The organism is Fischerella sp. PCC 9605 (assembly GCF_000517105.1).
In the GTDB taxonomy this organism is placed as follows: Bacteria; Cyanobacteriota; Cyanobacteriia; order Cyanobacteriales; family Nostocaceae; genus PCC9605.
Map to the genome: position 1 here is coordinate 354,792 of NZ_ALVT01000034.1, position 18,287 is coordinate 373,078.

An 18,287-nucleotide genomic window follows, 5' to 3' on the forward strand; every position below is an offset into this window, starting at 1 on the left:
ATTATCCTGGACTGTGGAGTGCGCCCTTATCAAGTGGCAGGCGAGACGCCTGCCTCCACAAGAGATTTTTGGATACTTTTTTATTTGGAAGTCCCTTATCTTCCGTAGGTGCGCCATATTCAATTGACACCTTCATGAGGCTAAACACAAGTGAGTGACACAGCTTGTTACCTAGAAGTATCAAGGAAGTATCAAGAAGAAAAAAGATGTGTTAGGGAGTAGTTGCTGGTGGTGTAGTCTCATCTTGTGGATCTGTTGGTGTTGGAGTGGTTGCTGGTGGTGTCTCATATTGTGGAACTGCTGGTGTTGGAGTAGTTGCTGGCGGAGTCTCATCTTGTGGAACTGCTGGTGTTGGAGTAGTTGCTGGTGTAGTCTCATCTTGTGGAACTGCTGGTGCTGGAGTAGTTGCTGGTGGTGCAGTTGTTGGGGTTTCTGCAGCAGGTTCACAGGCTGCTATAAGTATGTTCAGTCCAACTGCTGAAGCTAGAAAAATCAATTTTTTTGTGTTCATAACTCCTATGAATGAAAATCAAAGTGACAAACAAGGCAATGACTTCTTGAGGATGAGCAAAGAAGCTGTTTCAAGAATTGCTTTATCCTGAGTGATTTCAAAATGCTTTACATCCATCCATAGTTGAAACTTCTCCAATTACACCCTCAAAATTCCATACCAAACAAATCCAAGAAATAGAGAATCGCAGGTAGGTGCGATCGCTGTTGTTACTTATCTGCTCAAAGATACGGAATGCATTTCATCTACACTCTCAAAGAGATTGATTTTTTGCAGATATGCCCAAAGCTTGGAGACATCAGCAGGCTGGGTACGATAACCGATATAGCCATCTGGGCGAATCAGATAAAGGCACTCGCCTGTGGCACTGTAGCGATGATGACACTTGCCTTGAGGGTCAAGTAGTATTGATTTGAACCACTCTAACTCCTCTGGTATTAGGGAATTCAACAGCACGATATGCACGTCTATGCGATCGCGAAATTTTTCCTCAACTTCTTGAGCTATCTGGCTCAATTTGGCACAATTCACCTTTTGTGCAACTTTGCCGCCAAACAATAAAAGGTTGTGTTTCAAATCAGACAATACTTGGAATAAACGTTTTGCACCATCTACTGTCTCAATCATGACATCGGGGGCGCGATCGCCAGCTTTCGGTTGAGTACGAAAATCCCACCAATCTCTTAGACTTGGTTCGTTTGGGTGCAAATGTATCGGCAATGGGTGGTTTTCTTGGACAATGGGACTATTCCGATAATTCACATTCAGCTCGGACACGGTATTACGGATGCGTTGTTGGACACTCTCAAAGCTGGTAGCAAATTTAGCAATACGATCGCGTGCTTGCGTGAAAATCGGGTTGCGTACAGTTATTGCTCGTGTAGCCAATCCTGTAGCAGCTAGTAAAGATTTCGAGATTGGTTCGCGTTCCGCCTGATATGAGTCGAGTAACTCTGCTCTTGCCTGGTTTTGGATAACTAAAGCTAGCTTCCAAGCCAGATTATAGGCATCTTGCAGACCCGTATTCATTCCCTGACCACCAACTGGACTGTGGGAAGATAAAGCATCACCCGCAACAAAGACACGACCTGCTCGACACTTGCCAACCATCCGCTGACGAATGCGGAAGGTGCTTGTCCACAACGGGTTAGTCAATTGGGTTTCGAGACGCGATCGCTCATGAGCGAGTTGCTCAAACACTTTCAAATCCGGGTCTTCAGGTAGCGATCTATCGGGTGGTAAGTCCGCAATAACTCGCCAATAGTTCTCCTCTGGTAGTGGAAAAACTGCAAACACGCCATCAGAATTAAGAAATATGTGAACCTCGTTGGGTGATAGACTCCAATTAGTCTCCGCATCGGCTAAGATAAACAAGCCTGGAATATTAGCGCCTTCATCCACTAGACCAGCTTCCTGACGGATAGTACTACGCGCGCCGTCACAACCAATCAACCAAGACGCTCTACAATGTTCCTCTCGTCCATCAGGATGGCAGAGTGTAGCAGTAACACCATCAGCATCTTGCTTAAGACCAGTGAAGGTGACAGACCGCTCAATTTTGACGCCGAGGTTTTCAACCAATCGTCCCAGAATGTCTTCTGTCTGAGACTGTGGTAGACACAGAACTAACGGCAAGAAAGAATCGAGCCGATCTAAGGGTAAGTTAACAATGCGTTTGCGATCGGCATAAAAATTAAATTGGTTCAGCTTGCGACCGCGTTTCATTGCTTCTTCAGCTATACCCAAGTGGTCAAAGATTTCTAAGGTACGAGCAAAAACTGCTATTGCTTTACTCGTTTTGGAGGGTTCCGGGTTTTTATCAACTAGACGCGGCTTGATGCCATACCTAGCTAATTGTGCAGCTAATAGTAAGCCTGTCGGTCCAGCTCCCACGATTAGTATATCAACCGACATCAGTACCTCCTGATTCATATCGCGTTCTTCTTAACTGCGATCGCCTTGGTTTTGCCACAACGGTTGCGAATCCTAGCATCCGCATCACACCACCTACACTCTCATCAACGCGAGTTTGCGTATCAGGACTACTAAGATTGCGTAAGCCATGTAAATCTAAGAAGCTAAATCCCACTTTGGAGAAGAAGGGAATGAGGCAGAACAGAAACGTATCCACAGTTTGATCGAAAACTCTAAAACCTGAAGGGCCGAGAATCCACACAATTGGATAGCAAATCCACAGCACTGTGAAATAGGTAGCAATTCTGTTATAGAAACTACTGAGAGCTGAGTCTTGACTGCTAGCCTTGGCACGCAACGGCCCCCAAATTCCTCCCAAAATGACTAAAAAAGCAACGACACCGTTGATGTACCACAAGTATCTCACCCAAGGTACGACGGAGAGATCGGCAACTAAACCACAGACGACGACAATGACTTGGGTAGCCATTAAGGAGGCAATCAGCGTCCAGTCTTTTTTATGGTGACGATGCATTGCTGTCCAAGACAAGGCTAATAGCAACAACGGCGTGGTAACAACCCAGTCTATGTAGCGAGCAAAATGAGTGATCTGTCCCGCAACTGGAATCTTTCCCTGCTCTAAAACCACACCTGGTAAAACCATTGACAAATAAGCTAGTCCTGACCAAATCGGGATAAAGGCGGCAACTAAATACTCGTATCTGGGGACACCGCGAGGATTTCTACCTAGCAAGATAAAGTGGATCGCACCGATCGCCATACCTGCAACGTAAAGCCAATGCCAAAAATCCTGCCAATCCATAAAGTACCTCTAAGTAAAATTCCTTAAAATCAAGGAATATAAATTCCTGATAGTGAGAAATCAAGGGCTGAGTTTTTCATGTTTATTTTGTTCCAGCTAGCAAAAAACTAAAGAATATTGTTTCTTTGAACTTCCATCAGCAGAGAGAATTCCAGTAGAAAACAGTTTGTGCTTTGAGTTACACAGGATTGCAATTCATTTATTTCTAGCATTGAGAACAAATGTGATTAAAAAGTGACTGCAAAAAAATTTCTACAGGTGAGAAATTAAGAGAAGTTAAGTAGCTGGAAATTGTGCCTTTGCCGAAATCACCAGCGAAAACCTTAACTGAACTGTATTGCTCTAAAATCGGGGAGTGGATGTGTGAAAACGCCCAAACAATTCAGCCAAATGCTGTTGGTGTGGCACTGAAGTGTCAAAATTCCCAAAAAAAAGCGCCAGCAGTTGCTGGGCTATCAAAACTATAGTTGACAGTATTACATGATACTCTCCCCTAAAAAGAAGTAGTTGCCAAATTGCCGGATAGAGGGGCGATTTTACACCAATTTCTAATCTTGACTTTCTTTAGGGACACACCACTGACCGACTGAATCAATTTTTGCCTGCTGTATTAATTCTGAAACTTGCAGTTGATTACATTTGTAATTGTCTGCTAATAATTGCGTAGCTTGATTTATTGCATCATTCGCAGATACGCCAAAAGTCATAATTTCTTCATCTTTATTACCTGTTATTTTCTCAATTGGAACAATACAAACGTATTGCGGTTCATTCGGTCTGATTTCTTGCACCATTGCTTGCCTCTTTTTATGTTGCATGCCATCTTAACTACGTTGGTAGGAACGCTCAAAATGAGTTTTGAATTTTTCCACTACACCTGCTAAAGCCGCTGTTGACAAAAAAGCCAACACAGCCATTAGTTTGTGACTGAAAGAGCTACTATCTATCACAATTGCCAAACCTGCTATGCCAATCGCCATACTTACCAATGTTTGTTTCAGCCTCATTGTTACCTGATAAGCTCTCTGACAAGAACTACAGTTCTGGGTGTGCCGTGAAAATCGGTCTGCCAGCATCGGCTGATTTGTCCTTGTGCCCACGCTTGCAGGTTTGATGGTGGAATAGCCTTCGTAAAACGGTAAGGTAAAACCAAATTTGTCAAGCCACTTGCGGTACTCAATCACTAGTGGATCGCAGGTTTTGAGAGGCAAGTATATTTCTTTGAGGCTTCGTCCCAACCGCTCGATCTGTTGCTCTACTCCTACAATGATTGGTAAATCCTGCTCCAATATTTTGTTCTGATTCAAGTGTTCGAGCCATCGAGGTTTTAGTTTGATTGCCCAAGTGAAAAAGTTGCTGTATATTCTGGCTAGAAGACGACAACGACCCTTGCCCAGAGGGAGCGAATAAAAAGCTTGCCCAACACACCTATCTTGCTCTTTAAACTCAATTTTGTGATGAACTAAGTTTGGAGCAACGAAATCAATGTATCTCCACATCTCATTAGGGTTACGAGTTCGCCGCCACCTTCCTCTAATTTTCTGTGCTGAACTCTCGATGATTTCCATATCCAGTGGTTGGGCGTCTTTGCGATCGCCTAGACGGCTACCGTGATGGCTGATAGGGGCGTGAGCCGGATCTATGAAGTTCTCTACTAAATATGTTTGGTCGTAAGGTAGATCTACCATACAGTCTAGGTGTACGAATTCCGGCTTGTCCAATGCTGCGATCGTTGGGATACGCTCTACATCAGCTGCTTCTGCTTCACCAGGCCACACCCAAACAATGCCTTGCCGTTCTATCACCTTCAAGGATGGCACGCGAGCTTTTGCTGGAATTTTGGCATCTGCTGGCAACTGGGGAATGTGCAAACATTTACCATCACTGCCAAACTGCCAACCGTGATACAAGCACTCTATCTTACCGTCAATAACCCTGCCATCAGAAAGTTTGGCGGCGCGGTGACAGCAACAATCCGCCAAACACGCAAGGTTTCCATGCTCGTCTTTGAACAATACAAATGCTTCATCGTACAAAGAAAAACTATATGGACGGTCTGCTGGCAGATCTTGAATAAAGGTTACAGGATACCAAAAGTTTCTCCAATTAAACTTTTGATCAACCTCAGCCATCTCTGCGGTAGTATTTTTTGGAACTTCCTGTTTTTCTAAATTAATATCTAGTTTCATAACATACCCCCATCGCCCTACTCTCACTGGGCAAAGTTAGGAATCTTCAAATAAGCGATCGCCCCGATGCAATCGCTCAGCCATTTGATAAGTTTGTCCTTGCGATCGCATGGTTGGTGCATGGGCTGCCAAATACCGCACTGCTGCAATCAATACCTGTATTCCTGCTGTTGTATTGCGCAGCAAATTATACTGGCGAAATGCGGCTTCGATTTCTTGAATAACATGAAAGCTACGGTCTTCTCGCAATAGCAATTTACCCACTACTGCTAAAAGTCGGTCAGGATTTCCACCACTGTACAGGTAACGGGCGACTAATGCACCTGCTTCATTCACCTGTTGCTGCCGATTCAGCAATTCTGGGAGTTCATCCAGCAAAGTTTCTGGGTTGTCTACGGTCTGATTTGCTTCTGGTAAACGTGCTGGTGGCACATTCAAAAAGCGGTTGAGATACACGCTCATGGCTGCGTCGAAGACTCCCCGCAATAACGACACACAAGCAACTCGCCGCAATCCTTGATGAACGGCATTGGCAAAGGTAAAAGAATGATGTGCCGTATCCCAATCCCCAAAGTCGTTGTTGGTGTGGAAGCGAGCAATTCGCAACGCTGCTGCATAAGCAACAACACCTGCTAATTCTTCCTCACTGCAACCAGATCGCAGTGCTTCTAACAGAGAATCTGCGATCGCTTGGGCATCCTCACCTAATAGTACTAATACTAATTTCTCACGACCAGACCACGTTCCTCGCCGATTTCGTCCTGACTCTAACGCTGCTGGCAACTCCGCAAAAGCACGATCCAAAATTGCAACCAAATCTACCGGATAACGCCAGGAATTTGACTCTTCCATACGTTCAGCGCTGGCATATTCAGCAACTAAGCTCGTCAGAACTGATTCTGCATTCTGCCAACCCGTAGCATCAAGAGCTTCCAGGGCTTTATTGGTAAAATCGATCGCATGACCAACATCAATGTAGCGATGATCTGTTGCAGCGGTAAACAACATCTCGGCAATTTGTTTTTGATCGGCACCTCCACGCACTGCTGACACCAAACACCGTTCTGCACCTTCTGCATCTCGCACTTCAATAAACTGGCGGAACCATCTTTTCAAGGTGTCTATGTCTGGTGTAGATGTCGGCAGTGGGTGAACTTCAAAACGTGGTGGTTGACCTGTACAATCACGCGCCACAGCCGCAAGACCGTGATAAAGGGCGCGGGGTCGGTCTTCCGGGTCAAGGTAGGGCAATAGATTCATCATACAAGTGTGCATAGTCAAACCTGCTCCCCAGCCTGCTTTCCGGTAACGTACCCCAAAATCAAGCCCGATGCGGAATGGGTCTGTTGGTTCGACACCTGCATCCAACAGGGCAATCACCGACTTGGCAATGACTAAGGAGATACCCTGTTCTAAACCATCTTGGAGACGCTGGTGCTGATGAGTCTGCGGATCTGCATGAGGTGCCAGATCCACCCATACCTCACCATCGCGAATCTCTACAGGGAAAGCACGTACATCATCGGCCCAAGCATCAAAAGTACCGCCACTAGCAAGGTCAAAACGGGCATGATGCCAGTGACAAGTCAAAATACAGTCTTTAACCGTGCCTCGGTGTAAAGGAAAGCCCATATGGGGGCAACGGTTATCAATCGCATAAATTTTTTCACCCTGGCTGAAAAGAGCGATCGCCTGTCCTTCAGTGTAAATAACTTGACAACCAGCAGCTTTTACGTCGGTAACTTGAGCAACGCGCACATAATGTTGAGTATTAGTGGTTGCTTCCAAAGCTTGAGCCATGTTGCACCTCCTCCTTTGATTGGGCATCTTGATACTCCTTTCAAAAACGCAAGTTCTGGAGTTCTCCAGCTTTGAGCTTTTGGAATTGTAAGAGTGTATCGGGAAGGTTAGGAAACGTAGCCCGGTTGGTCATCCTGCTAATGTCGTGCGGTTTGAATGTGCGAGCGTAGATCCTGGGGGTGAAAGTTCTAAAAGCTGGGCAACTTGAGGAACCGTAAGATCCGGGAAACCGCGCGGGTTGATGATGGTCAGAGCTTGTAGGTTTGTGAGAATATGTTAGTTCATCGTGACTGTAGTGTTGCTGTGGTATTTGGCCGATTTGGGTTTAAACGTTGTTCCTGATTGTGGCGGATGAGGTTGTTCAGTGTGTGGCGATTTTGCCCGCTTGATTCGATAGGTTGCTCGTCGTTCGATTCGTGAGGGCTTTGGAGGCTGCTGCTTAGTTCTGTGTGGTTGGCTGGGTGGTGCGAGTGTGAGTGTTAGTCATGTGTCACGGATTTTTGAGGTAGCTTTGAGTTTAGCGTACGTGAGCGTGTTTTGGGATGTTGCGTGTATTTTGCGGGTAGGTGGCGTTTCTCACGTGGCTCTGTGTCCGATTGCGTGGTGGCGTAGCGGATAGGTGGTTGGTTCTGTGCTGCCCTGTGCCGTCGATGGGGTGGTATTGATTGTCAGTTGATCGACGTTCTGCCTCGATGTTTGTGGTTGGACGGCGCACAGCAATTGCTTCGGCCAGGTTATCACGTCCGCACAGGCGCACACGCTACTCTCGCGCCCTACGTCAAGGGGTACAAACGCTGTAACTGTCTCTGCTTGTGCTACTTGGTACTGTAAACGTTGTATTTGTTGAGAGTGCGCTCGTTCCACTGTTCATGTAGCTGCTTTGGGTTTTGCACGCTTTGTGATAACATCTAGCTTCCTACAAGTGTGAGCAAAAGCGGGATATCCACGGATCTGCTTTATTTGCAGTACATTCATTCTAACAGGACCGAACTGATCGCTGTCGAAGGAGTTACAAATATACGGGGTTGCGCCTTTGTACTGGACAACCATCTTGTGGACATTCACACAGTACAGTAAACTATCCCATGCAGTAATGCTGCACCAGGGGCGAGGGATACAGCGTTTATTATCCTTCAGCTTTACTCAGATGTTTCCATAAGCGGTGCCTGATTACGCTCGTAGGTTTGCAATGTGATGTATGGTCGTACGTCATTGACTCGGATTTTCCATTCGGCCATTGGCAATTGCTTTTGTTGTGGCTGATTTGAAACCAAACCACGTTTGAGAGTACGTGTACGTCCATATACAAATGCACCAGCGTAGGCAGGATTTTTCAGAATTGAGATGATACTTGCCACGCTAGGCTTGCGCCAGAAAATATCACCAAAGCGATTTCTCCGTGGAAGCAACAGCCCTTCACTGTTGAACGTCTGCAACACTTTGGAAGCTGACTTACGTTGCCCAAAAATCTCAAACACTAAGTTAATTCGGTTAATCACCTCACGATTTGGGTCTTTCTGCACCACTCCCCATTCATCACGAACCCAAACCCACAGGTAAGGTGAGTGCCAGTTCACCACGCCTGGCTTTGCTAAGAATCCCAGCACTTAAGCGGGAACGAATCGTATGCAACTCTACTTCGGAAATTTGTCCTTTGAGTCCCAACAATAATCGACACATTGGCACTACTTGGATCATAAACCCCATCTCTGTCAGCAATCAAACAACCTCTGTAACCACACAAGTCCAGCAAGGGATACCAATCTGAGCAATTACGTGACAGGCGAGTAACATCATAAGAGAGGATAATCCCTACTAATCCTAAAGTTACCTGGGCTAACAGTTCTTTAAAGCCTGGTCGCTGTTCTGCGCTGGCGGCGGTAATACCTAGATCAGTGTCAATTACCTCAATGTTATTATCCGACCAGCCCAGTTCTATAGCTCGCTGACGCAGAGCGTATTGCAGACGCAAACTCTCCTGATTGCTGATTAATTGATGTGGGGTAGACTGACGAATGTAGATTATCGCTTTGCGGGTTCAGGTGTTGGAGTGTTACTAGCTCTGAGGTACTCATAAATTACCTCCTGGAAGACGGTTTGTAGTTCGTCTGTGATTACTTCTTGGAGTGCTGGGGTGAGGCGTTCCCAGATCTCACGGGGTGGGATTGACATAAAACCTCACATTGTTTGGCTAACGTGACTAACTCAGTCACACTCTCTAATGTGAGCTTAGTACGTAAATACTGTTTTGGGAGAGCTAATTGGGTTGCTGATAAAGGAATGCGTAAGCGCATATGACCTCGATAGGCTACTACCGCATGACCCTCACCACTTGGCGGGGTTGATATGGATATCACTGCAAACCTTCGCCCAAATAGTGGGTGCATCACATCAGTTACTTCTATGTCAGTTAAGTTTGCTGATGGGTTCTTGAGATGGGCATTAAGTAATGGTTTCGTTGGAAGATGGCAAGTCCTTTCTTTCACTCTAGCTACTGGGATTTGGACTGGAGGGAGTTCGTATCAATAAATAACAGGGAGTGGGGGAGTGGGAGAGGGGGAGATGGGGGAAGTAAGTAGTAAACAATCAATTACTAACCACTAACCACTAACCACTAACCACTAACCACTAACCAATACATTAAGAATCTTCACAATTTTGATAACGCGATCGCTTTTCTATAGGAGAATAAAAAATACTATCAAAAAATAACTTTGGTAAATTTTTTAAGCAACAAAACGCGTAAAAACCCTGGCATTCGCAGTTGATGCATTCAGTTCTTTAAATATTGATAAGTTAGTCTTTAGAAATGAGCAAATGATTGCTCTTAATATCTTTTTCTGAGATTAACTTAGAAAATTGCGTGTCTGGTGAAGCGCAATAAAATCGGAGGGATAAATATGGCAATCCGCAATAATAATTCCGACACTAATTTGTGGCAAAAAATACAACAAGATTCCGTTAGTTGGGGAGCTTTAATACTTTGGGTTAGTGGGTTGTTAGTGATGTTAGCTTTGGTTACAATGTTTGCTTACGCTTAACTTTAGAAAGGTTCAAGTTTCTGTTCTTTTGTGTGATGAACCTAAAATAGGGCGTCGCCGTCTTTAAAAACATAAACTAGAGATATGTGAACAGATAACAGCTTAAAACTTACGTAAGACTGTGAATTAACTCTCGGTCGGTAATGGGTATTAGGGACTGAGGACTGGAAGGGACAGGGGAAGAACTATAACAAGGCTCTTTCCCAATCACCAATCACCAATCACCAATCACCAATCACCAATCACCAATCACCAATTCCATCTGTGGTCGATTTCTAAAACCTGATTTTTGTCATAGCTTTAATTCACATCAGGCATAACTTATGAACATCAAAATTTTAGCCACAGTCTTAGTATTAGCTACCAGTAGCTTAGCTGTTTCTGTAAAAGCGCAAGAACCTGATACTGAAGTACCAGCAAAGTCATCAAATCAAGTTCTCAATGCCTGTGTTCAAAACCAAGCAGAGACTTTGCCAAACCCCTTTAGCGACGTGCCATCCAATCACTGGGCTTTTAAAGCAGTAATGACAATGCATTATTGCGGGGCATTTCGCCAAGCTACTCCACCTGCTTTATTTCAACAGTTGCAACCAAGTGAAAACCAACAGCAACCTCTGCCGAGACAACAATCTCAATAAACAGTGCTTAATAGTTACTAGGTGATGGGTATTAGTTAGTCGGCGAGAATAAATCAAAAAGTCCTTATTGGAGCGAGTTCACCGTGATGTAACTGGGATTACCGAGCATCATCGTGATTTGTTTAGCGCATTTTTGAGTAGATACGTTAATCAGGATAAGTTGTCATTGCAGGACGCTTTTAATGAGTATCCAGGGGCGGAACCGCTCTTATTGGAGGCATGGCGACGTCATTTAACTCGCAAGCAAGTAGGCGCGTCTGAAAGCAGGATGTCTGATTCACCCGATAAGCGAGTCTCCAATCAGCCAATAACCTCTAGTCAGATAGCCAATAAGGGCGAAAAGCTAGACGGGGATGTGGCGTGAATCCCCGCACCTTCACGTCGGGGAGGGTTCAATACAAACCTTTCATTAATTACGCCGTCCTACTTTGAGGTTGTCACAAACAAGTTTGACTTTTTTTATTCAGATAAATAATAACCCGTTGTCTTTTTAATGTGGTTCACAACTTTCTCATAGGACTCTGGGTTACTTACTGGGTTGATAATGATGGGAATAATGCCGTCTGGCAACCAAAAAGTTATCCTGCCATTCGGCGGTTCAAAACAAAAGGAACTGATGCAGTTGAGATTAATTACGTATTCATTTCTCTCGTAATATATTTTTACCCAGTAGTTATTTTCTAATCCAGCTTCCGTAACATTTTCTATATACTCCAGAATTTTTTGGTAGTCTTGTTGGTTACTTTGAGGATTAACGATAATTGGGATGGCACAATCGGGTAACCAAAACGTTACCCTACCGTTCTGCTCATAACAAAAGGCACTTACACGCTCAAAATTCACAACATATTCTCTCCTCTCGTAACTGATTTTCACCCAGTACGACACAAAATATCCTCACGTCCCATATTTATCAGGAGCATATTACTGTACAGCACTCTCTTAGGAGAGTATAGTGCTTTAACTACCTGAACGTTTTGCGTGATTTCTCTAGAATATGGCGATCGCATGTGAAAAAATCTAGGATACTGGCACTGGTGTATGTCTGTCAGAGGCAGATTGAGAATGAGCGATCGCAGCCTCTATAAATCCTTGAAATAAAGGATGGGGGACGCTGGGACGGGATTGGAATTCGGGATGGAATTGGCAAGCAAGAAAGAAAGGATGCTCAGACAATTCAATCATTTCCACTAAGCGTCCATCGGGGGATGTACCGCTAATTACATAGCCAGACTCTAAAAACAAGTTGCGGTAAGTGTTATTAAACTCATAGCGATGACGATGCCGTTCGTAAATCACTTCTTCTTCATAGAGACGCAATGCCAGAGTATTAGGCAGAAGGCGGCAAGGATATAAACCCAAACGCATTGTGCCGCCCAAATCTACTACATCCTGCTGTTCTGGTAACAGGTTAATCACTGGATTTTCAGTATGAGGTTCAAATTCGGCACTATTAGCATCCGTAAATCCCGCAACGTTTCTTGCCCATTCAATTACTGAGCATTGCATTCCCAAGCACAAACCAAGGAAGGGTGTTTGCTGAATGCGAGCGTATTTAATGGCTTCAATTTTGCCATCTACACCGCGAATACCAAAACCTCCCGGTACGACTACGCCATCGACACCATCCAAGTGATTTTCAATACCCTCAACTTCCAATTTTTCCGAGTCCACCCAACGCAGGTGTAGTTCGCTACTCATTGCAATCGCCGCATGGCGCAACGCTTCCACTACAGAAAGGTAGGCATCACTTAATTGTACGTATTTACCGACAATAGCAATTTCTACACGATGTTTGGGGCTATACAGCCTTTCCACTAAAGTTTGCCACTGATTCAAATTCGGTTGGCGTTGCTCCATATTCAGCAACTCTAGCGTTTGCTGTGCCAGTCCTTCCCGTTCTAAAATCAGCGGTACTTCATAAATGCTCTTGGCATCAATCGCAGGAATTACACATCCCACAGGCACATCGCAAAACTCAGACAATTTCTGTCTTAATCCGGTTGGTAGGTGGCGATCGCACCGACACACTAAAATATCTGGTTGAATGCCAATCGAACGCAGTTCTTTGACAGAATGCTGCGTCGGCTTAGTTTTCATCTCACCTGCCGAAGCAATCCACGGTATCAAAGTTACGTGCAAGTACAACACGTTTTGCCGTCCCACATCCTTGCGGAATTGGCGAATTGCTTCCAAAAACGGTAGTGATTCTATATCTCCCACCGTACCGCCAATTTCTGTAATTACCACATAAGGATTAGTATCTTTGGCAACTCTGGCAATTCTGTCTTTAATTTCATTGGTAATGTGGGGAATCACCTGTACTGTGCCGCCATTATAATCGCCACGCCGCTCTCGATTAATGACTGCTTGGTAGATCGAGCCAGTAGTAACACTGTTGAGACGGGACATTGAGGTATCAGTAAAGCGCTCGTAATGCCCCAAGTCCAAGTCCGTCTCCGCACCATCCTGGGTAACAAATACTTCACCATGCTGAAACGGACTCATCGTTCCTGGATCAACATTAATATAAGGATCGAGTTTGAGAATTGACACCGAATAATCTCGGGATTTAAGCAAACGTCCTAGACTTGCTGCTACAATGCCTTTGCCGATACTGGAAACTACACCGCCGGTAACAAATACAAACTTAGTCATAATTTGTAATTTTTAGTAACTTCTCCGAATACACCCCGTCATTCTGACACAGTAATTGTTGTGAATCTTAATGAATTTTGGCGTGAAAACACTTTTAGGAATTTTAATATTATTAGGTTTTCTAGTCGCTTCCTCCGTAGTAGTTGTGGCACAAGAACAATCTCTCAAGGTTGTTTATCCCCCTCCAAATCACCAAACCACGGCCGATCAAATTTTTTTCATCGGCACAGCCCCACCAACCGGACAGGTTTTAATCAATGGTAAGCTAATTACCCGCAGTAAGTCTGGTCATTTTGCCCCTAGTATACCTTTGCAGTTGGGAGAAAATAATTTTACTGTCAACTACCAAAATCAAGCAGTTCAAATTCAGGTGAAAAGGCTTGCCACCGAACCTGAACTACCGCAGGGATTAGCCTTTGCCAAAGATTCCCTGACTCCAACAGTTGATATTGCCAGACTCCCAGGAGAACTGATTTGTTTTAGTGCGATCGCCCCTCCCTACGCCAGTGTATCTGTGAAGTTGGGCAATCAAACAATTCCCCTTTCGCCCCAACCCCAGCAAGCACAACTGCCAGGTAACTTGGCAGCGCTGACAGGACGAAATCAACCTACTGCTCATCATAGTGCTAGCAAGTACGAGGGTTGCACTACTGCGGACGATACTAAAGAAGTGGATTTGGGTAAACCTCAGTTTCAACTTACGCTCAATGACAAGACAATTACTCAAGAAGGACAGGGAAAAATCACCATCCTCTCACCTGCAAAACTGCAAGTTGTGGAAGTAACAGCCAACGCTGGTGTTGCCCGCACTGGCCCCAGCACAGATTATTCTCGACTGACGCCCCTACCCAAAGGTACGCGCGCAGCAGTCACAGCTAGGGAAGGAGAATGGTTGCGCTTGGACTACGGCGGTTGGATTAATAGTAAAGAAACAACTATTATACCAGGGGCAATTCCCCCACGCTCCATCATTCGCAGTGTTGGTTATCGCCCACTTCCGAACGCGATAGAGATGGTTTTTCCTCTGCAAGTTCCTGTTCCGGTGAGTGTAAAACAAAGCAATAGCACTTTCACTGTCACTCTCTACAATACCACCGCCCAAACAGATATTATTCGTTTGGATGATAACCCCTTGATTTCTCGCCTAGATTGGCAGCAGGTGACACCAGAGCAAGTGCAATACAGCTTTAACCTCAAAAAAGACCAACAGTGGGGATATCATCTGAAATACAACGGTACAAGCTTGGTTTTGAGTTTGCGTAAACCACCCGTACTTCCGCGTAGCAAACAAAAACCGTTAACTGACATCAAAATCCTTCTCGATCCAGGACATGGCGGTAAAGAATCTGGTGCTAGAGGCCCGACTGGATATTTAGAAAAAGATGTCAACTTGAAAGTATCTAAATTAGTGCGGGACGAGTTGAACAAGCGAGGCGCGACAGTAGTGATGACGCGGGAAGACGATAAAGAAGTATCGCTTCCCGAACGCCAAGCAATCATTGATCGAGAACAACCCGCCATTGCTATTTCCATCCATTACAACTCCCTCCCCGATGATGGTGATGCTGAAAATACCAAAGGGGTGGGAACGTTTTGGTATCATCCCCAAGCGCACAGCCTAGCTGTATTTATGCATAACTCTTTGGTGAAAAAGCTCAAACGACCTTCTTATGGGGTGTTTTGGAATAACCTGGCACTGACACGTCCGGCGAGTGCGCCATCAGTACTGCTGGAGTTGGGTTTTATGATTAACCCAGATGAATTTGAGTGGGTGACGAATGAGAAAGAACAGAAGAAATTAGCAAGGGCGATCGCAGACGGAATTGTAGAGTGGTTCAAGAAGGTTCAATAAATCATCTTTTCTATCTTGAAAATAGGGGAAAGGGGAAAGGTTAAGGGGGAAAGGAGAGATTTATTTTCATCCGTTTGGTGTGTGATGAAATCGCATGGGCGTCTGACTTGAAAGTAACCTCACCCCGTCCTACCACCGGACACCCCTGGGGGGTGAGGTTTTTTCATCGCGACTGCCATCAAAGCAAATTTAGACTCTGGAATTGAAATTAGCGATCGCCTGATTCATTCAGTACATCATTTGCTACACAACCCGCGCAAAGTATTTAAAACGACACTATTAACAGCCAATATTCGCGCCTAAAGCACGCCAAGTGTTAATACCGACAATCCCATCCACAACTAGATTATGCTTGCTTTGAAAGTCTTTGACTGCTTGTTGAGTTTGAGAACCAAAATTAGCATCAAAAGCTATGTTGTATCCATAACGGAGAATCAAAATCTGTTGTAGAAATCTTACTCCTTCACTTACTTGACCTATAGCTAGAGTCGGTAGATTCTGTAAAAGTCTCGTTTCAGTGGGAGCAGCAGCAGCGTCACCTCTAGCTTCAATTTGTTGTGGCATAGTCTGCACCTCTATGACTTTGTTTGAAAGTAAGAACATTCAGTTTGTAACCTAGTTACAACTGTAGTTTTGATGCTAAATAAAATTATTTTCTCCCCTTACAATCTGGATAATAGAGTCTGGTATTGAAAACTTAACATCGGATTTTAATTGTTGAGCAAAAATTGTGTACCCATGTAGATTATTGGTGAGTACACCGCGATCGCCAATTATGTTGAATCTACTAGTTTGCCATAAAGATTTTGACAGGTTAATGGGCAATACAGTTGGTGCTAGTACTCTTAGTGTCTTAGTGTCTTGGTGGTTTCAAGATGATCTTTTTCACCACAAAGACACCAAGACACCAAGACAAACCTATCAAAATCAATTTGGTTGAGTACTACAAGTATAGATGTGCGATCGCCTGCGTCAGCTAGGGCTTAATCAGTTGAAGGGAGATATAGAAGTAAAACATCGTACTTATCAAACATTACAAAATGTCAGCGATCAAATTACAACATTTATTAAAAAGGAACAGTTACGCCGAGCGAGAACGTGTGAATTTGGCGTGCTTCAGATGTAAGCGGTTGTGTCAACCGATAACCTGCTTCAATGCTCAGGGGGAAGACACCGGGATTGTTGGGGATCAAGAACTCAACGCCACCACCGAGCTGCAAGACATAACTCCCGTAAATGTCGGTCGTTTCGTCTGGTCTTGGTTCGCGAAGTAAAAAACGCCCTGCACCAAACCCTGTTTCAATGCGCCCGAACAGACCGCCGAATCGCTCCGCCCCAAGGCTACCTCCTAAGGTCGTTCGACCCTGAACCCCAATCATCGCACTGGCGAATTCGTATGGCTTTGTCCTTGACTGTGGTGACTTTAAATTCACGACCTCAGCTATTGTCCCAGCATAATTCCAATCACCTCCGGCGGTCAAGCGGAAGTGTCCCGCCGCAAGCTCTGCAAGGATACGGCGATATGTCAAGAACGCCATAAAAGTTTGGTCATTGAACGCATACTGAAATGACAACTGGTTGCGCCCCTTTCCCATGCAGTAGGCTGACGCCATTTCCGCACGGTAGTGCGTGTCGTCTCCGGGAATACCGCAATTGTGTCCAAGCTCGTGCATTAGCGTCTCAGCGAGCCCACGCGTGCCTTGATTATACCCGGATTGGCTGTAAGCGATGTTTTGACCATTGATATCACCACGAGCAAGCTCGTCACTCGACGGATTCATCAGTTTCCATATTTGCGCCCTATTAAAAATTTGTTGTAATATGTTTGGGGATGCGTTAGGGCATCGGCGTTGAAAGAATTCATGGCACGCCGAAAATTTCTTTGGATTGGTAGCTACTTCCCGCACCATCTCGATCGCTTCGTCAACCCGTGCGACATCTTTAGCCGGAACGACAGCTAGTGTAAAGGTTCCACCGCCTGGACGATTCCAATCTGTTGGCGGTGTTCCTGAGCCGCGTGCCATACGCTGTATAGCAGGTGTGGGTTGGTGGCTCTGTTGCACTACGTGCGTTAATTCGTGCGCCAATAGCCTCTGTCCTGTGGGCGTTCCTGGCGCATATTGTCCGGTTCCAAAGACGATATTTTGACCGAGCGTATAGGCTCGAGCATCCACTGCATGTGCCGATTCTACTGCTTTGGCATCTGTATGTACCCGTACCGAACTGAAGTCATGTCCAAAGCGGGATTCCATGAAGGAACGGGTTTCGGGGTCGAGGGAATAACCGGGAGAGTAGAGGACTTCGTGCACGATGGGCGGTACTTGAGAAGATTCTTGATTTTGACTTGAAGGGGTAACTGGATTGGCGATCGCCTTCGTCTGAATCGTCTCCTCTTCTTCCTCAGGTTCAACCTGCCGTTGAATCGCTGGTTCTGGCATCTGCATAACTTCGTCAGCAATGCGATCGGCTTCCTGCTCATATTGATCTCCCGGTTCGCCGATCTTGAGCTTGGTTTGAATCCCCAGTTCTTCCTTACAACGCGGACAACCTCCACCGCAGGCGCATTGGCGTTGCAGCAGTGGTATCCCTGTCGAAAGGGGGGAGGGATTGTGCGATCGCAGAGTCGGTGCAGATTTTGCCTTGACGAATTTCTGCTTAGTGGAATTGTTAGTGGGTTGTTTGGTGCCAAGGGTTCTCATAATTTTAACCTACTGGCGTGACTGGGCTAATTTGGTGCATAAATAAACTATTGTGGGGTAGGCTAGACAGCCCGCCCAGAACAGGCAAGATGCCTGTTTCACAAGAAAACCATAATGCACTTTTTTAAGGCAGTCACGCCACTACAAATGAGTGATTATTGT

General features: G+C 45.2%; 19 protein-coding genes. 5 read left to right on the forward strand and 14 right to left on the reverse strand.

Annotation, left to right across the window (positions count from 1 at the left end; genetic code table 11):
* Positions 1-211 precede the first annotated feature (211 nt).
* The 3 genes from FIS9605_RS45965 to FIS9605_RS0102140 all read right to left on the reverse strand — a co-directional run bounded on the left by FIS9605_RS45965 (position 212) and on the right by FIS9605_RS0102140 (position 3,248).
* The gene (locus tag FIS9605_RS45965; RefSeq protein WP_026731115.1) at positions 212-511 is read right to left on the reverse strand and encodes a hypothetical protein; all 300 of its coding nucleotides are present in this window, start codon (positions 509-511) and stop codon (positions 212-214) included.
* Between the two features lie 213 nt (positions 512-724).
* Positions 725-2,443, reverse strand: coding sequence for an FAD-dependent monooxygenase (locus FIS9605_RS0102135; protein WP_231510208.1), 1,719 nt, complete (start codon positions 2,441-2,443; stop codon positions 725-727).
* Positions 2,415-3,248, reverse strand: coding sequence for a bacteriorhodopsin (locus FIS9605_RS0102140; RefSeq protein ID WP_026731117.1), 834 nt, complete (start codon positions 3,246-3,248; stop codon positions 2,415-2,417). Before FIS9605_RS0102140 ends, FIS9605_RS0102135 begins: the two co-directional genes overlap by 29 nt.
* A gap of 293 nt (positions 3,249-3,541) precedes the next feature.
* Here FIS9605_RS0102140 and FIS9605_RS42270 point away from each other — a divergent pair, with 293 nt between their 5' ends.
* Positions 3,542-3,715: a hypothetical protein gene (locus FIS9605_RS42270; protein WP_155960334.1), complete on the forward strand. Its 174-nt coding sequence runs from the start codon at positions 3,542-3,544 to the stop codon at positions 3,713-3,715.
* 81 nt (positions 3,716-3,796) lie between these two features.
* On the opposite strand, the gene FIS9605_RS0102150 is transcribed toward FIS9605_RS42270, so the two are convergent.
* The 7 genes from FIS9605_RS0102150 to FIS9605_RS44925 form a co-directional block, all read right to left on the reverse strand.
* On the reverse strand, positions 3,797-4,042 hold the full coding sequence (locus FIS9605_RS0102150) for a hypothetical protein (protein WP_026731118.1): 246 nt from the start codon (positions 4,040-4,042) through the stop codon (positions 3,797-3,799).
* A gap of 30 nt (positions 4,043-4,072) precedes the next feature.
* Positions 4,073-5,437, reverse strand: a complete 1,365-nt coding sequence (locus tag FIS9605_RS0102155) for an aromatic ring-hydroxylating dioxygenase subunit alpha (RefSeq protein ID WP_026731119.1) — start codon at positions 5,435-5,437, stop codon at positions 4,073-4,075.
* A 36-nt stretch (positions 5,438-5,473) separates the two neighbouring features.
* Entirely contained in the window at positions 5,474-7,237 is a 1,764-nt protein-coding gene (locus FIS9605_RS0102160) for a Rieske (2Fe-2S) protein (protein WP_026731120.1), read from the reverse strand.
* 576 nt (positions 7,238-7,813) lie between these two features.
* Positions 7,814-8,101 carry a hypothetical protein gene (locus tag FIS9605_RS44910; protein ID WP_231510209.1) on the reverse strand — a complete coding sequence of 96 codons (288 nt, stop codon included), beginning with the start codon at positions 8,099-8,101 and terminating at the stop codon, positions 7,814-7,816.
* Positions 8,102-8,376: 275 nt separating this feature from the next.
* Positions 8,377-8,817: a recombinase family protein gene (locus FIS9605_RS44915; protein ID WP_026731121.1), complete on the reverse strand. Its 441-nt coding sequence runs from the start codon at positions 8,815-8,817 to the stop codon at positions 8,377-8,379.
* 11 nt (positions 8,818-8,828) lie between these two features.
* Positions 8,829-9,209, reverse strand: a complete 381-nt coding sequence (locus FIS9605_RS44920; RefSeq protein ID WP_026731122.1) for a recombinase family protein — start codon at positions 9,207-9,209, stop codon at positions 8,829-8,831.
* Positions 9,210-9,259: 50 nt separating this feature from the next.
* Entirely contained in the window at positions 9,260-9,409 is a 150-nt protein-coding gene (locus FIS9605_RS44925; RefSeq protein ID WP_231510210.1) for a hypothetical protein, read from the reverse strand.
* Positions 9,410-10,137: 728 nt separating this feature from the next.
* On the opposite strand from FIS9605_RS44925, the gene FIS9605_RS43795 reads away from it, so the two are divergent.
* From FIS9605_RS43795 to FIS9605_RS43800, 3 genes are all read left to right on the forward strand, one after another.
* Complete coding sequence (locus tag FIS9605_RS43795) at positions 10,138-10,278, forward strand: hypothetical protein (protein WP_197035986.1); 141 nt, start codon at positions 10,138-10,140, stop codon at positions 10,276-10,278.
* 323 nt (positions 10,279-10,601) lie between these two features.
* Positions 10,602-10,916, forward strand: a complete 315-nt coding sequence (locus FIS9605_RS0102185; protein ID WP_026731123.1) for a hypothetical protein — start codon at positions 10,602-10,604, stop codon at positions 10,914-10,916.
* A gap of 166 nt (positions 10,917-11,082) precedes the next feature.
* Positions 11,083-11,280: a hypothetical protein gene (locus tag FIS9605_RS43800; protein WP_197035987.1), complete on the forward strand. Its 198-nt coding sequence runs from the start codon at positions 11,083-11,085 to the stop codon at positions 11,278-11,280.
* 95 nt (positions 11,281-11,375) lie between these two features.
* On the opposite strand, the gene FIS9605_RS0102195 is transcribed toward FIS9605_RS43800, so the two are convergent.
* On the reverse strand, positions 11,376-11,804 hold the full coding sequence (locus tag FIS9605_RS0102195; RefSeq protein ID WP_026731125.1) for a hypothetical protein: 429 nt from the start codon (positions 11,802-11,804) through the stop codon (positions 11,376-11,378).
* Between the two features lie 132 nt (positions 11,805-11,936).
* Positions 11,937-13,574 carry a CTP synthase gene (locus FIS9605_RS0102200; protein WP_026731126.1) on the reverse strand — a complete coding sequence of 546 codons (1,638 nt, stop codon included), beginning with the start codon at positions 13,572-13,574 and terminating at the stop codon, positions 11,937-11,939.
* A 70-nt stretch (positions 13,575-13,644) separates the two neighbouring features.
* Between FIS9605_RS0102200 and FIS9605_RS0102205 the strand changes: the two genes are divergently transcribed.
* Positions 13,645-15,426 (forward strand): N-acetylmuramoyl-L-alanine amidase, encoded by a 1,782-nt coding sequence (locus FIS9605_RS0102205; RefSeq protein ID WP_026731127.1) that lies wholly within the window; start codon positions 13,645-13,647, stop codon positions 15,424-15,426.
* Between the two features lie 279 nt (positions 15,427-15,705).
* Here FIS9605_RS0102205 and FIS9605_RS0102210 read toward each other — a convergent pair whose 3' ends face one another.
* Together FIS9605_RS0102210 and FIS9605_RS39665 are read right to left on the reverse strand one after the other, a co-directional pair.
* A complete protein-coding gene (locus FIS9605_RS0102210) occupies positions 15,706-15,990 on the reverse strand; it encodes a peptidoglycan-binding domain-containing protein (RefSeq protein WP_082209714.1) in 285 nt (94 codons plus the stop codon).
* A gap of 503 nt (positions 15,991-16,493) precedes the next feature.
* A complete protein-coding gene (locus tag FIS9605_RS39665; RefSeq protein WP_051469902.1) occupies positions 16,494-18,125 on the reverse strand; it encodes an eCIS core domain-containing protein in 1,632 nt (543 codons plus the stop codon).
* Positions 18,126-18,287: the final 162 nt, after the last annotated feature.